Origin of the sequence: Alkalihalophilus marmarensis DSM 21297 (assembly GCF_000474275.2) — a bacterium.
Classification (GTDB): domain Bacteria; phylum Bacillota; class Bacilli; order Bacillales; family Bacillaceae_D; genus Alkalihalophilus; species Alkalihalophilus marmarensis.
Genome location: NZ_ATAE01000030.1, coordinates 78450 through 93159 on the forward strand (window position 1 = coordinate 78450; position 14710 = coordinate 93159).

18 protein-coding genes are annotated in these 14710 nt (G+C 40.3%); 1 reads left to right on the forward strand and 17 read right to left on the reverse strand.

From position 1 onward, the window contains the following. Positions 1-61 precede the first annotated feature (61 nt). The 13 genes from A33I_RS10560 to A33I_RS10620 form a co-directional block, all read right to left on the reverse strand. A complete protein-coding gene (locus tag A33I_RS10560; RefSeq protein WP_022628394.1) occupies positions 62-658 on the reverse strand; it encodes a SpoIIIAH-like family protein in 597 nt (198 codons plus the stop codon). 2 nt (positions 659-660) lie between these two features. Continuing rightward, entirely contained in the window at positions 661-1329 is a 669-nt protein-coding gene (gene spoIIIAG, locus A33I_RS10565) for a stage III sporulation protein AG (protein WP_022628395.1), read from the reverse strand. A gap of 5 nt (positions 1330-1334) precedes the next feature. Beyond that, a complete protein-coding gene (gene spoIIIAF, locus A33I_RS10570) occupies positions 1335-1970 on the reverse strand; it encodes a stage III sporulation protein AF (protein ID WP_022628396.1) in 636 nt (211 codons plus the stop codon). Positions 1971-1985: 15 nt separating this feature from the next. Next, positions 1986-3170, reverse strand: coding sequence for a stage III sporulation protein AE (gene spoIIIAE, locus A33I_RS10575; protein ID WP_022628397.1), 1185 nt, complete (start codon positions 3168-3170; stop codon positions 1986-1988). A gap of 42 nt (positions 3171-3212) precedes the next feature. Beyond that, complete coding sequence (gene spoIIIAD / locus A33I_RS10580; protein ID WP_083477631.1) at positions 3213-3605, reverse strand: stage III sporulation protein AD; 393 nt, start codon at positions 3603-3605, stop codon at positions 3213-3215. A gap of 15 nt (positions 3606-3620) precedes the next feature. Further along, positions 3621-3827 (reverse strand): stage III sporulation protein AC, encoded by a 207-nt coding sequence (spoIIIAC, locus tag A33I_RS10585; RefSeq protein WP_031311554.1) that lies wholly within the window; start codon positions 3825-3827, stop codon positions 3621-3623. A gap of 26 nt (positions 3828-3853) precedes the next feature. Next, on the reverse strand, positions 3854-4366 hold the full coding sequence (gene spoIIIAB / locus A33I_RS10590; RefSeq protein WP_012959663.1) for a stage III sporulation protein SpoIIIAB: 513 nt from the start codon (positions 4364-4366) through the stop codon (positions 3854-3856). Next, on the reverse strand, positions 4363-5322 hold the full coding sequence (spoIIIAA, locus tag A33I_RS10595; RefSeq protein ID WP_022628399.1) for a stage III sporulation protein AA: 960 nt from the start codon (positions 5320-5322) through the stop codon (positions 4363-4365). Before spoIIIAA ends, spoIIIAB begins: the two co-directional genes overlap by 4 nt. A gap of 11 nt (positions 5323-5333) precedes the next feature. Beyond that, a complete protein-coding gene (locus tag A33I_RS10600) occupies positions 5334-5615 on the reverse strand; it encodes a YqhV family protein (RefSeq protein WP_012959665.1) in 282 nt (93 codons plus the stop codon). 113 nt (positions 5616-5728) lie between these two features. Continuing rightward, positions 5729-6286 carry an elongation factor P gene (efp, locus tag A33I_RS10605; protein ID WP_012959666.1) on the reverse strand — a complete coding sequence of 186 codons (558 nt, stop codon included), beginning with the start codon at positions 6284-6286 and terminating at the stop codon, positions 5729-5731. An 89-nt stretch (positions 6287-6375) separates the two neighbouring features. Further along, complete coding sequence (locus A33I_RS10610) at positions 6376-7449, reverse strand: M24 family metallopeptidase (protein WP_022628401.1); 1074 nt, start codon at positions 7447-7449, stop codon at positions 6376-6378. A gap of 2 nt (positions 7450-7451) precedes the next feature. Beyond that, positions 7452-7886: a type II 3-dehydroquinate dehydratase gene (aroQ, locus tag A33I_RS10615; protein ID WP_022628402.1), complete on the reverse strand. Its 435-nt coding sequence runs from the start codon at positions 7884-7886 to the stop codon at positions 7452-7454. Positions 7887-8000: 114 nt separating this feature from the next. Then, positions 8001-8525, reverse strand: coding sequence for a YqhR family membrane protein (locus A33I_RS10620; protein ID WP_012959669.1), 525 nt, complete (start codon positions 8523-8525; stop codon positions 8001-8003). 415 nt (positions 8526-8940) lie between these two features. Between A33I_RS10620 and A33I_RS10625 the strand changes: the two genes are divergently transcribed. Continuing rightward, the gene (locus tag A33I_RS10625) at positions 8941-9357 is read left to right on the forward strand and encodes an SA1362 family protein (protein ID WP_012959670.1); all 417 of its coding nucleotides are present in this window, start codon (positions 8941-8943) and stop codon (positions 9355-9357) included. 14 nt (positions 9358-9371) lie between these two features. On the opposite strand, the gene A33I_RS10630 is transcribed toward A33I_RS10625, so the two are convergent. The 4 genes from A33I_RS10630 to A33I_RS10645 all read right to left on the reverse strand — a co-directional run bounded on the left by A33I_RS10630 (position 9372) and on the right by A33I_RS10645 (position 14669). Continuing rightward, entirely contained in the window at positions 9372-10268 is an 897-nt protein-coding gene (locus A33I_RS10630) for a patatin-like phospholipase family protein (RefSeq protein WP_012959671.1), read from the reverse strand. 131 nt (positions 10269-10399) lie between these two features. After that, complete coding sequence (mntR, locus tag A33I_RS10635) at positions 10400-10822, reverse strand: transcriptional regulator MntR (protein ID WP_022628403.1); 423 nt, start codon at positions 10820-10822, stop codon at positions 10400-10402. A gap of 140 nt (positions 10823-10962) precedes the next feature. Continuing rightward, positions 10963-11988: a spore photoproduct lyase gene (gene splB / locus A33I_RS10640; protein WP_022628404.1), complete on the reverse strand. Its 1026-nt coding sequence runs from the start codon at positions 11986-11988 to the stop codon at positions 10963-10965. Between the two features lie 107 nt (positions 11989-12095). Continuing rightward, complete coding sequence (locus A33I_RS10645; RefSeq protein WP_022628406.1) at positions 12096-14669, reverse strand: vitamin B12-dependent ribonucleotide reductase; 2574 nt, start codon at positions 14667-14669, stop codon at positions 12096-12098. Positions 14670-14710: the final 41 nt, after the last annotated feature.

Consider the following 14710-nt stretch of genomic DNA (forward strand, 5'->3'; position numbering starts at 1 on the left):
GGATCACTGGCTTTCATATAAAAAAAGGCATCTGTCCTATATGGACAAACGCCTGACTTTTTTATTCGTGACTTACTACTACACTTTTTCCGTTGCCTAATTGATCAGCAACCATATCCATAATCTCAACTGTTTGTGCCCCTGTTAACTCTTCAGCTTGAACAATGACTTTTACTTCTTGACCTTCTGTCATGACAAGGACATCGTTAAATCCTTTCGTTTTAATTAACGTTTCAAGCATTGATTCTTGCTGTGATAGTGCCAGAAGCTCCATGCTTTTTTCATGTGCTTCTACAACTTTCTCTGCTGCCACGTCACCTGCTGCTTGAATTTTCGTGTACTCTTCTGCCATTCGATCACGGTTTTCTTGCAGTTCTACTCGCATTGTAGCAAAAAGCTCACTTCCACTCATAGCATTCACTTCTGTATTCGCTACTTCTTCACCAGTCTCCGCATCAACAGCTTCAAATTCCTCTTCTACATTAACGACCATGTCCTCTGAATCTTCCATACCCTCTTCTGCTGCTTCCATTTCTTGATTGTCAACAAAAGCAATATCTTCTGATGCAGGACCTGGAGTCATTAAGTAATAAGCAGATAACACCACTATCAAGCTAAGCATTGTTAATAACCAAACTGTTTGTTTTTTAAGGACCATTTTTATTCCTCCTCCATTTTCTTAGGCATTACTGAAATACGATGTGACGGGACATCTAGAACTCTGCTGACAGCTTCAATCACCCATAATTTCACTTGAGCATTTTCAACCCCCTCAGCAACGACCAGTACCCCGCGAATGCTAGGTTTTTCTTTTGAAACTAGAACCGGCTCTTCTCTATCCCCGCTTCTGACAATAACGAGCTGTTCATCTCTAGTCGTATCATCTACTTTTCTAGTTCCTCCCTCACGATCCGTTTCATCCGTATGCTGCTCTCTTGCATTGATGTTTTTTTCGTAAACGTTCCTCTCAGATTCAGCGAGATTAATCATGACAGAAACATCACTTAACCCAACAATTTGCTCTAGCGTGTCACGTAATTGATTCTCATAACGCATCTCGTAATCTTCCATCGAATAAGGTTCTGGCGATGCATTTCGTCCAAATACTTCCGCATCCTCCTCACTTTCCTTATCATTGAAGACAGGCAAGGATTGTTCTTCATTCATTGGTTGGTTAGTCAGAAGGTTTCCAGCAATCATCAGCGCAATCCCTAAGCATCCTATTAACGCAATATAGTGCAGCGGGAGTTTTCGTTTTTTCTGACTGCCGTCTGGCTTTTTCAATAAATGACTTAACCATTGGCGTCCCTTCTGTTCGTCTTGACTCATTCTATTTATTCCCCTCCTTCCCACGCTAGCGAAATCATTTCTTCTGGAACTTCCCAATTAGTAGAAAGAAGTCTCCGTACACTTGTGAGATCCCTTGTCTCTTGTTTCATCTCTTGTGGAACTTGTTTTGACGTATCAATCTTTACAACACTAACCGGAGCTACTGCAGCATCACTCTCTGTCAGGCCTTCATGAGTATCTTTAAGATAAACAATGACGGCCTCAATATCCTCAGCAGTTGGTGTCTGATTGACCGACTCTCTTATTTTCACTTCCACTTGTGAAATGACCACTTCATACTGATCTCTCAACTCATCTTTGACTTCTTCTTCTAATTGGACAGCCATCTGTTCTGAAATATATGCACGAAGGCCGAGCTCTATATCACTTTTTTGTAAATTTATTTCTTGTTCTATGGAACTTTCCAGCTGATTAGATTGTTGAGTGATCGATACCAGCCACTGATCAACATCTTTTGTAATTAATGAAAGGATCGGCTGCAGGATCATCACAAGTAAAAGAAGGCCGACTACCATCTTCACATATTTTTGCAGGACAGAATTTGGAATCATCAACTCAAGAATGGTAGCTAATAAAATGAGGAGGATGATATTTGTGATCCAATCTGTTAGAAAACCCACTTTATCTCCCCCTTACTACCTGACCATAAATGATAAGTTCCCAGCAGCTACCATGATTGTAATAGCGAGAAAAAACATTAAACAAACAATCGCTAGTGCGGCAAAAACATAAATGACTGCTTTTCCAATAATCGATAAACATTCAATAATCGGTCCCCCGCCTAATGGCTGTAATATCGCAGCTGAAAGATTAAAAATGATGGCGATAGAAAGGATTTTAATTGCTGGAAAGGCACACAGCATCAGTAATATAACAAGCCCCGCGATCCCTACTGTGTTTTTTAATAGGAGTGAAGCACTCATCACTGTATCTGCTGCATCTGTAAACATCCTTCCGATAACCGGCACAAAATTACCGGCAATAAACTTAGCTGTTCGTACCGTAATTCCATCAGCTACAGCCGTTGAAGCTCCCTGTACCGATATGACGCCGAGAAAGACTGTTAAAAAAATTCCAAGTGCCCCGACTGCAATGGTTCGCAAGAAATTTGCAAGCTTTGTTACTTTATAATGATCAGTGAGCGTACTGACGATAGCCAGGACGGCTGATAAAAACAATAAGGGCAGTACAATATATTGAATTAAAAGTCCGCTGGTATGGACGAGAAAGATAATCAGCGGGTGAAATAAAGCAGCTGATGTAATCGAACCGACAGCCGCCATAATGGCCAGGAGTAATGGAAGCAGGGCAATCATAAAGTGAATCATGTTGTTGATTGCATCTTGTGCATAAGAGATCGCCACATGGAAACTATTTAGTGCAATGATCATCAGCACCATATAAGTAATGGCATAGGCAACTTTTGAAATCGTATGCTGTTCAAATGCATTCTGAAGAGACTGCAAGATCATACAAAATACCGTAAGCAGAATCAGTGTGCCTAACAGCTTTCCATTTACAATCAATTCATGCATCAAATACCTGACAAACCCGATACCCCACTCTTTAAAAGAGAACTGCTTGTCTCCTTTAATAAACTCTAGAAAACTACCCTTTTGACTTTCTGGTAAAAAACCTCCGTACTCAGTTGAAATCTCTTCCCAATAGGAATGAATCTCATCGAGCTGTAAGTTCTCTAGCTGTCTTTCTACAAAAGATTCCTCTTGACTCGGTTCAGTGACTTGAGCTTCTGCACTAACCGGGCTAGCCAGTCCATATAGCAGGGTGAGAAAAAGGAAAGTGACTATGACTTGCTTCAATCCTCACCCCTCCCTTCATTTTTTTCATTTGTTATCCTGATTTTATGAGGTTGGCAGTAAAGCAAGCACCATTTCTATAACAGCAGTTAAAATAGGAATCGCCATCACTAATATTAAAATCTTTCCAGCAAGTTCAATCTTTGTAGCAATTGCAGCTTGTCCGGCATCCTTAGCAATTTGTGCTCCAAATTCAGCGATATAAGCAATGCCGATAATTTTTAAAATGGTCTGCAAATACACCATATTAATATTTGCGTTTTGTGCTATGGACTCTAGCATTTCAATAATTTTTGTAATCTCATCAACTAAAAAGATAAATATAATAACGCCTACAAATACCGTTAATAAGAAGGCAAACATCGGTTTTTGTTCTTTCACTACAAGGGCAAGGAAGGTTGCGATCAGTCCTAGACCCACTATTTGTATAATGTCAATCGCAACGCACCCCCCTTAACCTTGAAACAAAAAAACAGTCCTGATTTTTTGAAATAAATCATCTACAATTGTCGCTACCATATATAAAACGACGACAAACCCTATTAATGTAACCCAGTGAGCCCAGTCCTCCTTTCCCATTTGTTTTAATACCGTATGAATCATGGCGACCACAATACCTATGCCAGCGATTTGAAAAATCGTGTTCACATCATACACGATGTTCTCCTCCTCCTATAACGCTACTTCTACATCAGTAAAATAACGATTAATAATCCAGTTAAAAATCCTAAGCTTTTCACCATCCTTTCATAACGATGTTGACGATCTCTTGCTTCGCCTTCCTCTCTTTCTAGGTGGGCGAGTGTCATTTTTATTTGTTTCTCCTGCTGGCTGCGGTCATGCTGGCCTAGCGTTTGACCAAATTGTTTCAATATCTCCTTCTCGCTTTCTAAAAGTGAGGTAAGAGACCACATTTCAGCTATACTCTCATCCCAAGCAGCATAAGCAGGCAGCTCTGTATGACGCAGCTTGTATGAAAAATACTCAAATAAATAAGAGATGGGCTTTGGTGTTTGTTTAGCTAAATTGTGTGAAGCTTCTGCAAGCGGTGTTAAACCGAATAAAATTTCTGCTTCTAATGCTTGAATAGCTACCTTTAACGTCCTGAGCTGTCTTGGCCGCTCATTTAATCTTCTAGCAAGCTCAAACCCAACCGCTGTTGTCACAAGGATGATAAGCAGCGCTCCAAATAGTTTCATTGCTTTCTCACCACAGTCGCTTTAGATGACGATAATTTTGCTCTTTTATTAAATGTATGGATTTTTTTAACCACACCCGGTCTTGTCGTTCTCGTAAGTTCAATAGCTAAATCAAAGGCACCAAATTGCATTAATTCTTTTAATGCCGGCCTCTTTAGTACATCATCGATTGTGTGACCATGAGCTGTCGTTATCACCCCAACACCTGCATGGACAGCCTCTTGAACAGCGAGCACATCTTCCACTCGTCCAATTTCATCAACAATCAACACATCAGGGCTCATAGAGCGGATCATCATCATCATCCCCTCTGCTTTCGGACATCCATCTAGTACATCGATGCGTGGTCCTAGTTGATGCTGTGGAACGCCTCGCATACTAGCACAAATTTCAGAACGTTCATCGATGATCCCGACTTTCAACGGAGCAATTCCTCTCTTTTCATCCCCCTCACTAATCAGCCTGGCTACATCTCGCAATATTGTCGTTTTACCGGTTTGCGGAGGGCCGATGAAAAGGGTGTTCAGCCATCTGTTTTCAAATAAATAATGTATGAGCCGATCGGCCATTCCAATGGACTGCCTGGCTATTCGGATGTTAAAGGAGCTTACATCCCGAATCGTTTTCACTTCTCCCCTCTCTAAGATGACTTTTCCTGCAAGCCCAACACGATGTCCGCCATGAATCGTTATAAATCCTTTTTTCAATTCTTCTTCAAATGCATAAAGGGAGTGCTGGCTTAATTGACTTAATAAGAGCTGTCCTTCTTTTGGCTGGACAATATACATAGAACCATCATCATTTGTGGGATAAAAAGGTTTTCCGCGGGCGACCACTTCAAGAGGGCGGGCAATCCGGATGCGAATCTCTTCGACATCATTTATTATGGCTGCAGGTATTTGCCGAAGCACTACTCTTATCGACTCAGGTACTACAGCTAAAATGTCATCTAACACAGCAATCCCTCCTACCTTTTTATCCCGATTAAAATAAGGACAACACCTGCCCCGATGAATAGAAACTTACTTAGTGACAATCGATCTGACAACCCTGTTAAGCCGATTAAAATGGATGTAATAAAAATAGTTGGACCGACAATGGCTAACATTGCATTGACTGCGACCGCTTTTTCTACACTATTCAGCTTCAACATGAGACCAGCAGCACTTATTTCAATTAATCCAGAAAGCAATCGCAAGCCTGCCATTGCAAGCAGGGCTGCTTCTATCGATAAGAACCATGTCTTCAACACCTTCACCTCTTGACTTTCACACTTTGTACAACCTATGTCATTTTTTCTTGATTAAGAACAAAAAAAAGACGAGCACACTTATAAAAGTGTACTCGTCTAAAGGGTTTGATTTAGGCTCTTGAAACGTAAGCTGAGTTACGTGTATCAATAAGCAGCACATCACCTTGGTTAATAAAGAAAGGAACCTGAACAGTTAAGCCTGTTTCAAGCGTAGCTGGCTTTGTACCGCCAGAAGCTGTATCTCCTTTAATACCTGGTTCTGTTTCCGTTACTTCAAGCTCAACAGTATTTGGTACTTCCACACCAAGTGTTTCGCCTTGGTACGTCATAATTTGAACTTCCATATTTTCTTTTAAGAATTGTAATTCATGCTCAATTTGGTTTGTAGGCAGCTCAATCTGCTCAAACGATTGATTATCCATGAAATTATGCATATCTCCACTTGCATATAAATATTGCATGCGACGATTTTCAATATGAGCTTTTGATACTTTTTCACCGGCACGGAATGTTTTTTCCTGAACAGCGCCAGTACGTAAATTACGCAATTTAGAACGTACAAAAGCTGCACCCTTACCCGGCTTTACATGTTGGAAATCCATTACTTGCCAGATCCCATTATCAACTTCAATCGTTAATCCTGTTTTAAAATCGTTTACTGAAATCATTTTATCTTCCTCCATCTTTCCACCTTTTGGCTGGTGGTCAATCACAATATTTACTATACCATAGGCTGTGTAAAGTTTCCCGAGAATTTTTACTCGCCAACAATCAAGAGATCTTTCGTAGATTTAGTAAATGACTTGTTTCCATCTTCTGTAATTAACGTATCGTCTTCTATTCTTGTCCCGCCGACACCCGCTACATAAATTCCAGGTTCAACTGTCACAATCATACCTGGTTCTAGAACGGTTTCCGATTTTACAGACAGCGAAGGTCCTTCATGAACTTCTAACCCTAAACCGTGACCGGTAGAGTGGCCAAAATATTCACCATACCCTTTTTCAGTGATGTAGTCTCGTGTCAGTGCATCCGCTTGTTTTCCCGTTATACCAGGCTTAATCCCTTCCATCCCGCGTAACTGGGCCTCCAAAACGGTATGATAGATCGCCTTTAGCTCATCACTGACTTCACCTACAGCTACCGTTCTTGTGATATCTGAGCAGTACCCTTTGTAGTAAGCCCCAAAATCAAGCGTCACTAGTTCGCCTTTTTCAATCATCTTCTCACTCGCTACACCATGCGGAAGTGCAGAGCGGAAACCTGAAGCGACGATAATATCAAATGATGAACTAGCAGCTCCTTGTTTCCTCATAAAAAATTCAAGCTCATTCGATACGTCTAACTCACTGATCCCCGGTCTAATAAAACCAGTAATGTGGCTGAATGCTGCATCGGCAATTTCTGCTGCATCATTAATTAACTTAATTTCATCTGAATCTTTAAACATCCGCAGTTTCTCAATCAAACCAGACACCGGAACAAGTTTAGCTGATTCAACAAACTTCGTGTACAATTGGTGTGCTTCATATGTAAGATGGGATTGCTCAAACCCTAATGTTTTAATAGATAATGCCTCTACTTGCTTTGCTACCTCTTCAAAAATAGGTCCAGTGTGCTGAACGATCTCATATCCGGCAGCCTGCTCCTTAGCTTGCTCCATATACCTGAAGTCAGTAATAAACAAAGCCTTGTCTAATGTAATTAAAGCAACACCTGAGGAGCCGGTAAACGTTGTCATATATTGACGGTTATGACCACTTGTTACTAATAATCCCTCTACATCAGCTGACCTAAGTTGTTCTCTTAACGCTTCAATTCGTTGTTTCATGATTAATCCTCTCCTTTTACGAGCGCAGTTAATGCCATAACATAGCCATACAAACCTAGTCCTACAATCTGCCCTTTTGTTACAGGAGCTATAACAGAGTGGTGTCTAAATTCCTCACGTGTATGGACGTTTGAGATATGTACTTCTATGACTGGCAAATCAACACTAGCGATCGCATCACGAATAGCATAGCTATAGTGGGTAAAGGCTCCTGGATTAATAATGATCCCACTATATTGATCAGCGGCTTCGTGGATGGCATCAATCAATCGGCCTTCATGATTTGATTGAACACAGGTGATTCCTACACCTAACTCTCTAGCCGTCTCTAGCAGCTGCCCCTCTAGATCTTCTAGTGTTTTGTGCCCGTATACTGCTGGTTCTCTTTTTCCTAACCGATTTAAGTTAGGACCGTTAATCACCATAAATTGTTTCATCGTTACCCCCCCGCTTCAATGATACGATCTGACCGCGTTCTACTTATTTCATCATAAGTGTAACATTTAGCGATATCATATAGGAAGAAGTTAGCAACGTTTGTTACAAAATATTTAGTCTTTTTCACCATTTTCTTCGTTTTGATTGTTTGATAATTCATGATGTTGCTCAGCATATTCATAGGAAACCGAATATCCGATAAACACTCCATATAGAATATATAAACAAAGAGAGGTGACTATTGTGTTTGAGTCTAAGTTTTGTACCGTTTTTAAGCCTGGGAAAAAAGGGTTAAAAACATAAAATACAAGGCCCCATAAAATAGCTCCAAATCCTACACCAGCCCACACGCTAAGGACCTTTTGCAAAATAACTTTATATAAAAAAGCAACCCCTATCGAAATTACAGCTATAACAACTACTCCAGTCCATTGTCCAATATAGGTATTTTTCCAGTCACCAAGAGCCCATGGCATTAAAACTAGAGCAGGTCCTACTCTTATAAAATTAAAATAAAAGGCAAAGTACCCTACTAATGACCAAATAAGCCCCCCGAAAAAGCCAATTATTACAACTTTAACCGGAAAAGACATTTGCTGTTCTTTTTCATTTTGTTCTAACTGTTCGTTCTGTTCCAACTTAACCACCTCCACTCCTAGTATGTCCAGCCTTTTAAATGGTTCATGCAAAAATGTTAGAATAATTCCATTCATGATTTTATCTATATTCTTTTTTGTAATTTCATAAAAACCTGTTAAATCATTGAATGGGTTGGGCTGCTTTTGTGTAGAATGTAGAGGGATATGAATAAGAAGGATTTGAATTAGATAGAGGATTTAAAAGAATTGGTGTAGAATAATAATTATAATGAATGTTTGGTCTTAATTGGTTGAGCTTAATTGTTTGATTTCACTTTAATTAGGGAAAAGAATAGAAATACAGTGAACTCTACATGATCATTGACACAGTAAATAATACATTCTTTAAAGTATAAGGCACACAACTTATTCTCTTATAGCAAACAATATATACTTATCACGGAGGTGAGCTCGTATGCAGCGTACTATGCAAATGGTTGTTTTAGCAGTCGTTGCCTTAGCTGTTATCGGACTTGGCTATCAAATGATTTATAATCCAATAGGGTTATTGACGCGAGTACTATTTATCGCAGGTTTTGTGGCGGTCATATTTTTCTTGTATCGTCTCTATCTTGCCAAGCGATTCGGCACCCCCATTATGCCAAAGCGACAAGGACCTAGCCGCTCACAACTTAAAAAAGCAAAACGTACGAGTACTGTCACAAAAGCCACACCTTCAAGAGGTCCAAATTTCTTCAAAGCGACAAATGGAACATCGGCTGTCAAAAAGAAAGCTCCTTATCCAAAATCCGCTATAAAAAAACGTGCAGACCATAATTTCACAGTCATTGAGGGTAAAAAGAATAAAAAGAAGAACCGCGCTTTATTTTAAAAGCACGGTTCTTTTTAGTAGCGCCACCCTTTTAAGAACATCTCCGTCTGTCCTTTTCCTAGGGCTACAAGTTTATCTTTTTCTTGGTCCGACATTTCAAAATCAGTCGCACTCACATCAACCACAGGTATAAATACAATATTTTTTGCATGATCTGCAGCAATATATTTTGAGTCATGTGCTTTTGTCATTGTGTTAAAGAGGGCTCTATATAGAGAGATGGCATTCTTAATATCATTTGGCGGCATTTGCTCAGTTGAAGGTGATAATTGAAATCCGATGACAGGCCGTTTCCATTTCTTAGTTCTACCGTCCATGAACAGCCACATAGGAAAATTACTTAAGATGCCCCCATCTACTACATACGACCTTGCCCCATTTTTAGTCCGGTCGTAGATTTTAACCGGTTCAAAGAAAAAAGGTATACTGCAGCTCATTCTAACTGCCCGGGCTACGGAAAACTTCTCAGGAAGCTGCCCGTAGAGAGGCAGGTCATCCGGTAGGACCATCAGTCTGTTTTGTGAGAGATCTGACGCGATAATTCTCAGAGAATCTTTTGGAAGGTCTGCAAATGTTCGAATGCCTTTTTTCTTCAACACACAGCTAAGCCACTCCTCAAGAGCATCTCCTTTATAGATCCCTAACTTAAAATAAAGGTGCACCCATTTTGCTGCTTGAAAGGGCAGCCATGACATCCTCTCATCCTTAAAGGCCTCAATATCTAATTCATTTAATAATGATAATAATTCCTTACTCGTGTAGCCTGCTTTAATCAAGGCTGCTACAATAGACCCTGCGCTTGTTCCTGCAATGCGGGTAAATTCGTATCCTCGCTCCTCCATCACTTCTAGCGCCCCAACAAATGCATAAGCTTTAACACCGCCGCCTGCAAACACGCCATCTACTTTCATTCACATCCCCCCACTACGTTACCATATGTAGAGATGAGCTTGGATGTTGCCTAAAAAGTATAATTCTAATTAGAAAACAAAATAACCATAGAGGCTCTATGGTTATCGTTCTTTTTCATTAATCATATTCACTAGTCTTCTTCATTCTTTTTTTGGACATGTTTCAATGCTTCAATCCGTGTTTTATCTTCTTGGAAAAATTGCACTAAATCCCCAATACGATCAATTGCATCCCAGCTCAGATGATGTTCAATTCCTTCAACATCTTGATAAATATGTTGTTCCTCCACACCGATTAATCTCATGAAATCTTCAAGCAGTTCGTGGCGATAGACAAGCCGCTTTCCTACTTTTTTTCCTTTAGCAGTTAAAACCAACCCTCTGTACCTTTCATAAATAAGATACTCGCTTTTATCAAGTTTTTGAACCATTTTAGTCACAGAAGAAGGGTGTACCTCGAGTGCCTCAGCAATATCTGAAACGCGAGCGTACCCTTTGTCTTCAATTAAGATATAAATTCGTTCTAAATAATCTTCCATACTAGGTGTCGGCATAGGGTCCCCTCCATTTATTCAACAAACACGCAAGAGACGCGTTTGCCCACCATTAATCGATCCATGCAGTCATCATTTCTATATTACTACAGAAGGGGAACCAGAGACAATGTTAATTCCTATTTAAGTATGGATATTCATCACGTAAAATACTCGATTTTTGCTTCCGGAAAGAAGCGTTCAATATAGGATTGAATCGTTTCTCTCAAGGTAGTAGCTTCATCATCCTTATATACATATTTACCTCTTCCGTATTTACCCCACTTATATTTTCGTTCCTCTTCATTCATTTCTAATTTCGACTTAGGGTAACGTTTTTGAATAACTCTTTTAGCTGTCTTCGTAAAACGGTGCTGAATCATTTCAAACGTTAGATCCTTTTTGGCATAGTGCGGCAAAGTCGCTTCAAGACGTTCAAATAAATCAAGGTAGCCCGCCTCCCAATCTTCATGCAAAATTAAAGGGGCTACAATAAAACCTAACGGATAATCAGCATTAGCCACCTTGCCTGCTGCCTCAATACGCTCAAGAAAGGAGGAAGTTCCTGGTTCAAAGCTCTTTATGACATGGTCTGAGTTGACACTAAAACGAAACCTCGTATTTCCATTATGTTTTGCATCAAGTAAATGATCGACATGATTGTACTTCGTTACAAATCGAAGGCGGCCATTTTCTGTCTTGCCAATATGTTCAATCGTTTTCTTTAATGAATGAGTGAGATGATCAATTCCAACAATATCTGATGTACAGGCCGCTTCAAAACGGGTTATTTCATCTCCTCTTTCTTTTATATACTTATCCGCACTTTCAAAAATCTCATCTAAATTAACATACGTTCTAATGTATGGCTTATCACCAAGAGTGGTTTGCAGGTAACAGTAATGACAATGCCCCATACACCCTGTGGCAAGAGGAATAGCATATTCTGCAGAAGGTTTTGACGTATCAAACTTCAGCGTTTTTCGTACACCTACAACCAAGGTTGATTTAGCATTTCGATATTTTTGCAAATCATTGTCTCCTGGAATGTTGCGTACTTGGTTATGTGATGTCGTTTCTCTAATTTCAACATCCATTTTCTCAAACTTTTCTTTTAATGCTTTGCCGAGCGGATATTCAAGAGCTCCCGGTTCAAAATAGACGAGCTGTGGTGAGAATGGTTTCATGTTCTCTCCTCCTTTTCTTTTAGAATGTGCAAAAAAAATAGCATTCATCATGCCAGTATTTAGAACAAAAAAAGAAGATGAGCCAAATTAGCTCATCTTCATCTTCATTATAATCCACATTTCAACTGTGCACCGCAGCTTGTACATGTATTACAGCCGCCAATATCTTCAACTGTACCCTCTCGGCAAACGGGACAAGTATTCCCTACTTCTGAACCAAATGTCACATTTGTTGATCGAACTTCTGTAATTGTATTAACGAGAACGACCTTTTTCTTTTCGCCCTCAGCTTCCTCATTTGTTTGCTCGAAAAGTTCTTTTTGTTCGAAATTATTTTCTTCGGCTTTGAGTGAAAGCACTTGAGCATCCCGGCTGCCATCGACATAAACGGTTCCGCCTTTAGCACCGCCGCGATATAGACGCTCATAAACCGCTTGAACCTGCTCTACTGTGTAGCCTTTAGGAGCATTAACGGTTTTAGATAATGAACTGTCAACCCAACGCTGGATAATACACTGAACATCCGCATGAGCTTCTGGTGATAATTCCATTGTAGAAATGAACCACTCTGGTAATTCGTCCGCAGAAGCCTCAGGGTGGCTGTTTAAGTACTCTTCCACAATTCCTGCTTTCACTTCGATAAATTTACCAAGACGTCCGCTTCGGAAATAAGAGAATGAGAAGTATGGCTCAAGACCTGTAGATACCCCTACCATCGTTCCTGTACTTCCTGTTGGGGCAACCGTTAATAAATGAGAATTGCGAATTCCATACGCCAGCACACCTTCACGGATATCCTCAGGCATTTTTTTCATGTAGCCTGTATTAATGAATGCTTCTCGTAATGCTCTCGTCTCTTCTTCATTTTGACCAATTAAGTATGGGAAACTGCCTTTCTCTTTTGCTAACTCAATGCTTGTACGATAAGCTGTCGTTGCAATCGTTTCAAATACTTCATCAACTAATTGATTGCCTTTCTCTGATCCATAGACCGTCTCTGTATAAATAAGCAGATCATGTAAACCCATGACTCCGAGTCCGACACGACGCTCTCCTTTTGCTTGCTTCGTATTATCCTCTAAGAAATACGGGGTAGCATCAATGACATTATCTTGCATACGTACGCCGACTTCAACCGTCCGTTTTAATTTATCAAAGTTAACTGTTTTTGTTTCCTTATCAGCCATCTCTGCTAAGTTAATTGCAGCCAGATTACAAACAGAATACGGAGCAAGCGGCTGCTCTCCACAAGGGTTAGTCGCGACTACTTTTTGTCCGTATGCCTTAGCGTTCGTCATGTCATTAGCATTATCGATAAAGAAAATACCTGGTTCTGCACTATACGTAGCGCAAATATTAATCAGGTTCCATAGTTCTTTCGCTCGGATTAGGCGATAGGTTCGAACACCGTATCCCATCTCGCGCCATTCACGCACATCTCCGATTTCATGCCATGTTTCATTGTAAGACTCCATTTCCTCCGCCGTATAATTTTCTACATCAGGGAAGCGAAGTGCGTACTCCTCATCGTTTTCAACAGCCTCCATAAACTCTTTCGTTAACGTAATGGAGATATTCGCGCCTGTTAAAAACTCTGAATTATTGACCTTGTATGTTCCGCCTGTCATTAATTTATCTTCCGCTTCTTGAATGACTTTTGTATCAAATCCTCCCTGTCCTTCAACATTCCTGAAGTTCACGATCCCTTGATACATTGCCTCTTCAACTGGAGTAAGCGGGGTGAAACTTAGTTTTTCTTTAACTAGGCGACGAATTTGTTCATCATCTGTCTGTTCTAATAAGAAACGCAAAATACGCGGATTCTGCATTTTAGATATGATGAATTCTAAAATATCAGGATGCCAATCAGCCAACATAATCATCTGCGCTCCGCGTCTTGACCCACCCTGCTCAACTAAATGAGTAAGCTTGGCGATATCATCAAGCCAAGAAACTGAACCAGAAGATTTCCCATTCACGCCCCTTGCCAGCGTATTGCGCGGTCTAAGAGTTGAGCCATTTGTTCCGACTCCGCCGCCTCGGCTCATGATCTCCATTACTTGTTTACGATGCTCAGAAATCCCTTCACGTGAATCTTTCACAAAAGGCATTACATAACAATTGAAATACGTAACGTCTGTTTTAGCACCTGCTCCATAAAGAACTCGTCCTGCAGGGATGAAGTTCATATTGACTAACTCACTGTAAAACTGTTCAAAAGACTCTTGGCGACGCGCTGCATCTTCTTCGACTGATGCCAAACCGGTTGCATTACGCTTAGCAATTTGTTCATAGAACAACTCTAACGGCTTTTCAATTGTATCTAGTGAACGTGTTACGAGGCCGCTTTCTGCCTCTTCCCCTTCTAATACCCCGCGGAACTCTTCATCCACAAGAACTTTCGCTTTGTTATCTTCGCGGTTTAATTCAACCACAAAACCAAATCCTCTAGCAGGGAACTTAGGGTCTGCTTTAACAGTTAATACAACAAAATCTCCTACAGCTAATGTTTTCTTCTCCGTATCCTTAAACGTATAACGGTCAAGCATAACAAGTCTAGACACACCCTTTTTCGTTATGTGCATGTCTTCCGTTATTGGATGAACTTGTGAAAATTGTGCAATGTCTTTATTTAATTTCTCCACATTGACACGCATCACGTTCGCCATCGTCATCGCCATTCACGTCTCCTCCTTTAATTAAACCACTAAAACATTTATTA

Bases quoted from the DNA above. Each gene is read 5' to 3' on its own strand.
- A33I_RS10560 (WP_022628394.1), bottom strand. From the start codon at position 658: ATGGTCCTTAAAAAACAAACAGTTTGGTTATTAACAATGCTTAGCTTG.
- A33I_RS10610 (WP_022628401.1), bottom strand. From the start codon at position 7,449: ATGAAACAACGAATTGAAGCGTTAAGAGAACAACTTAGGTCAGCTGAT.
- splB (WP_022628404.1), bottom strand. From the start codon at position 11,988: ATGAAACCATTCTCACCACAGCTCGTCTATTTTGAACCGGGAGCTCTT.
- mntR (WP_022628403.1), bottom strand. From the start codon at position 10,822: ATGCCGACACCTAGTATGGAAGATTATTTAGAACGAATTTATATCTTA.
- A33I_RS10625 (WP_012959670.1), top strand. From the start codon at position 8,941: ATGCAGCGTACTATGCAAATGGTTGTTTTAGCAGTCGTTGCCTTAGCT.
- A33I_RS10630 (WP_012959671.1), bottom strand. From the start codon at position 10,268: ATGAAAGTAGATGGCGTGTTTGCAGGCGGCGGTGTTAAAGCTTATGCA.
- aroQ (WP_022628402.1), bottom strand. From the start codon at position 7,886: ATGAAACAATTTATGGTGATTAACGGTCCTAACTTAAATCGGTTAGGA.
- efp (WP_012959666.1), bottom strand. From the start codon at position 6,286: ATGATTTCAGTAAACGATTTTAAAACAGGATTAACGATTGAAGTTGAT.
- spoIIIAB (WP_012959663.1), bottom strand. From the start codon at position 4,366: ATGAAACTATTTGGAGCGCTGCTTATCATCCTTGTGACAACAGCGGTT.
- A33I_RS10645 (WP_022628406.1), bottom strand. From the start codon at position 14,669: ATGGCGATGACGATGGCGAACGTGATGCGTGTCAATGTGGAGAAATTA.
- spoIIIAG (WP_022628395.1), bottom strand. From the start codon at position 1,329: ATGAGTCAAGACGAACAGAAGGGACGCCAATGGTTAAGTCATTTATTG.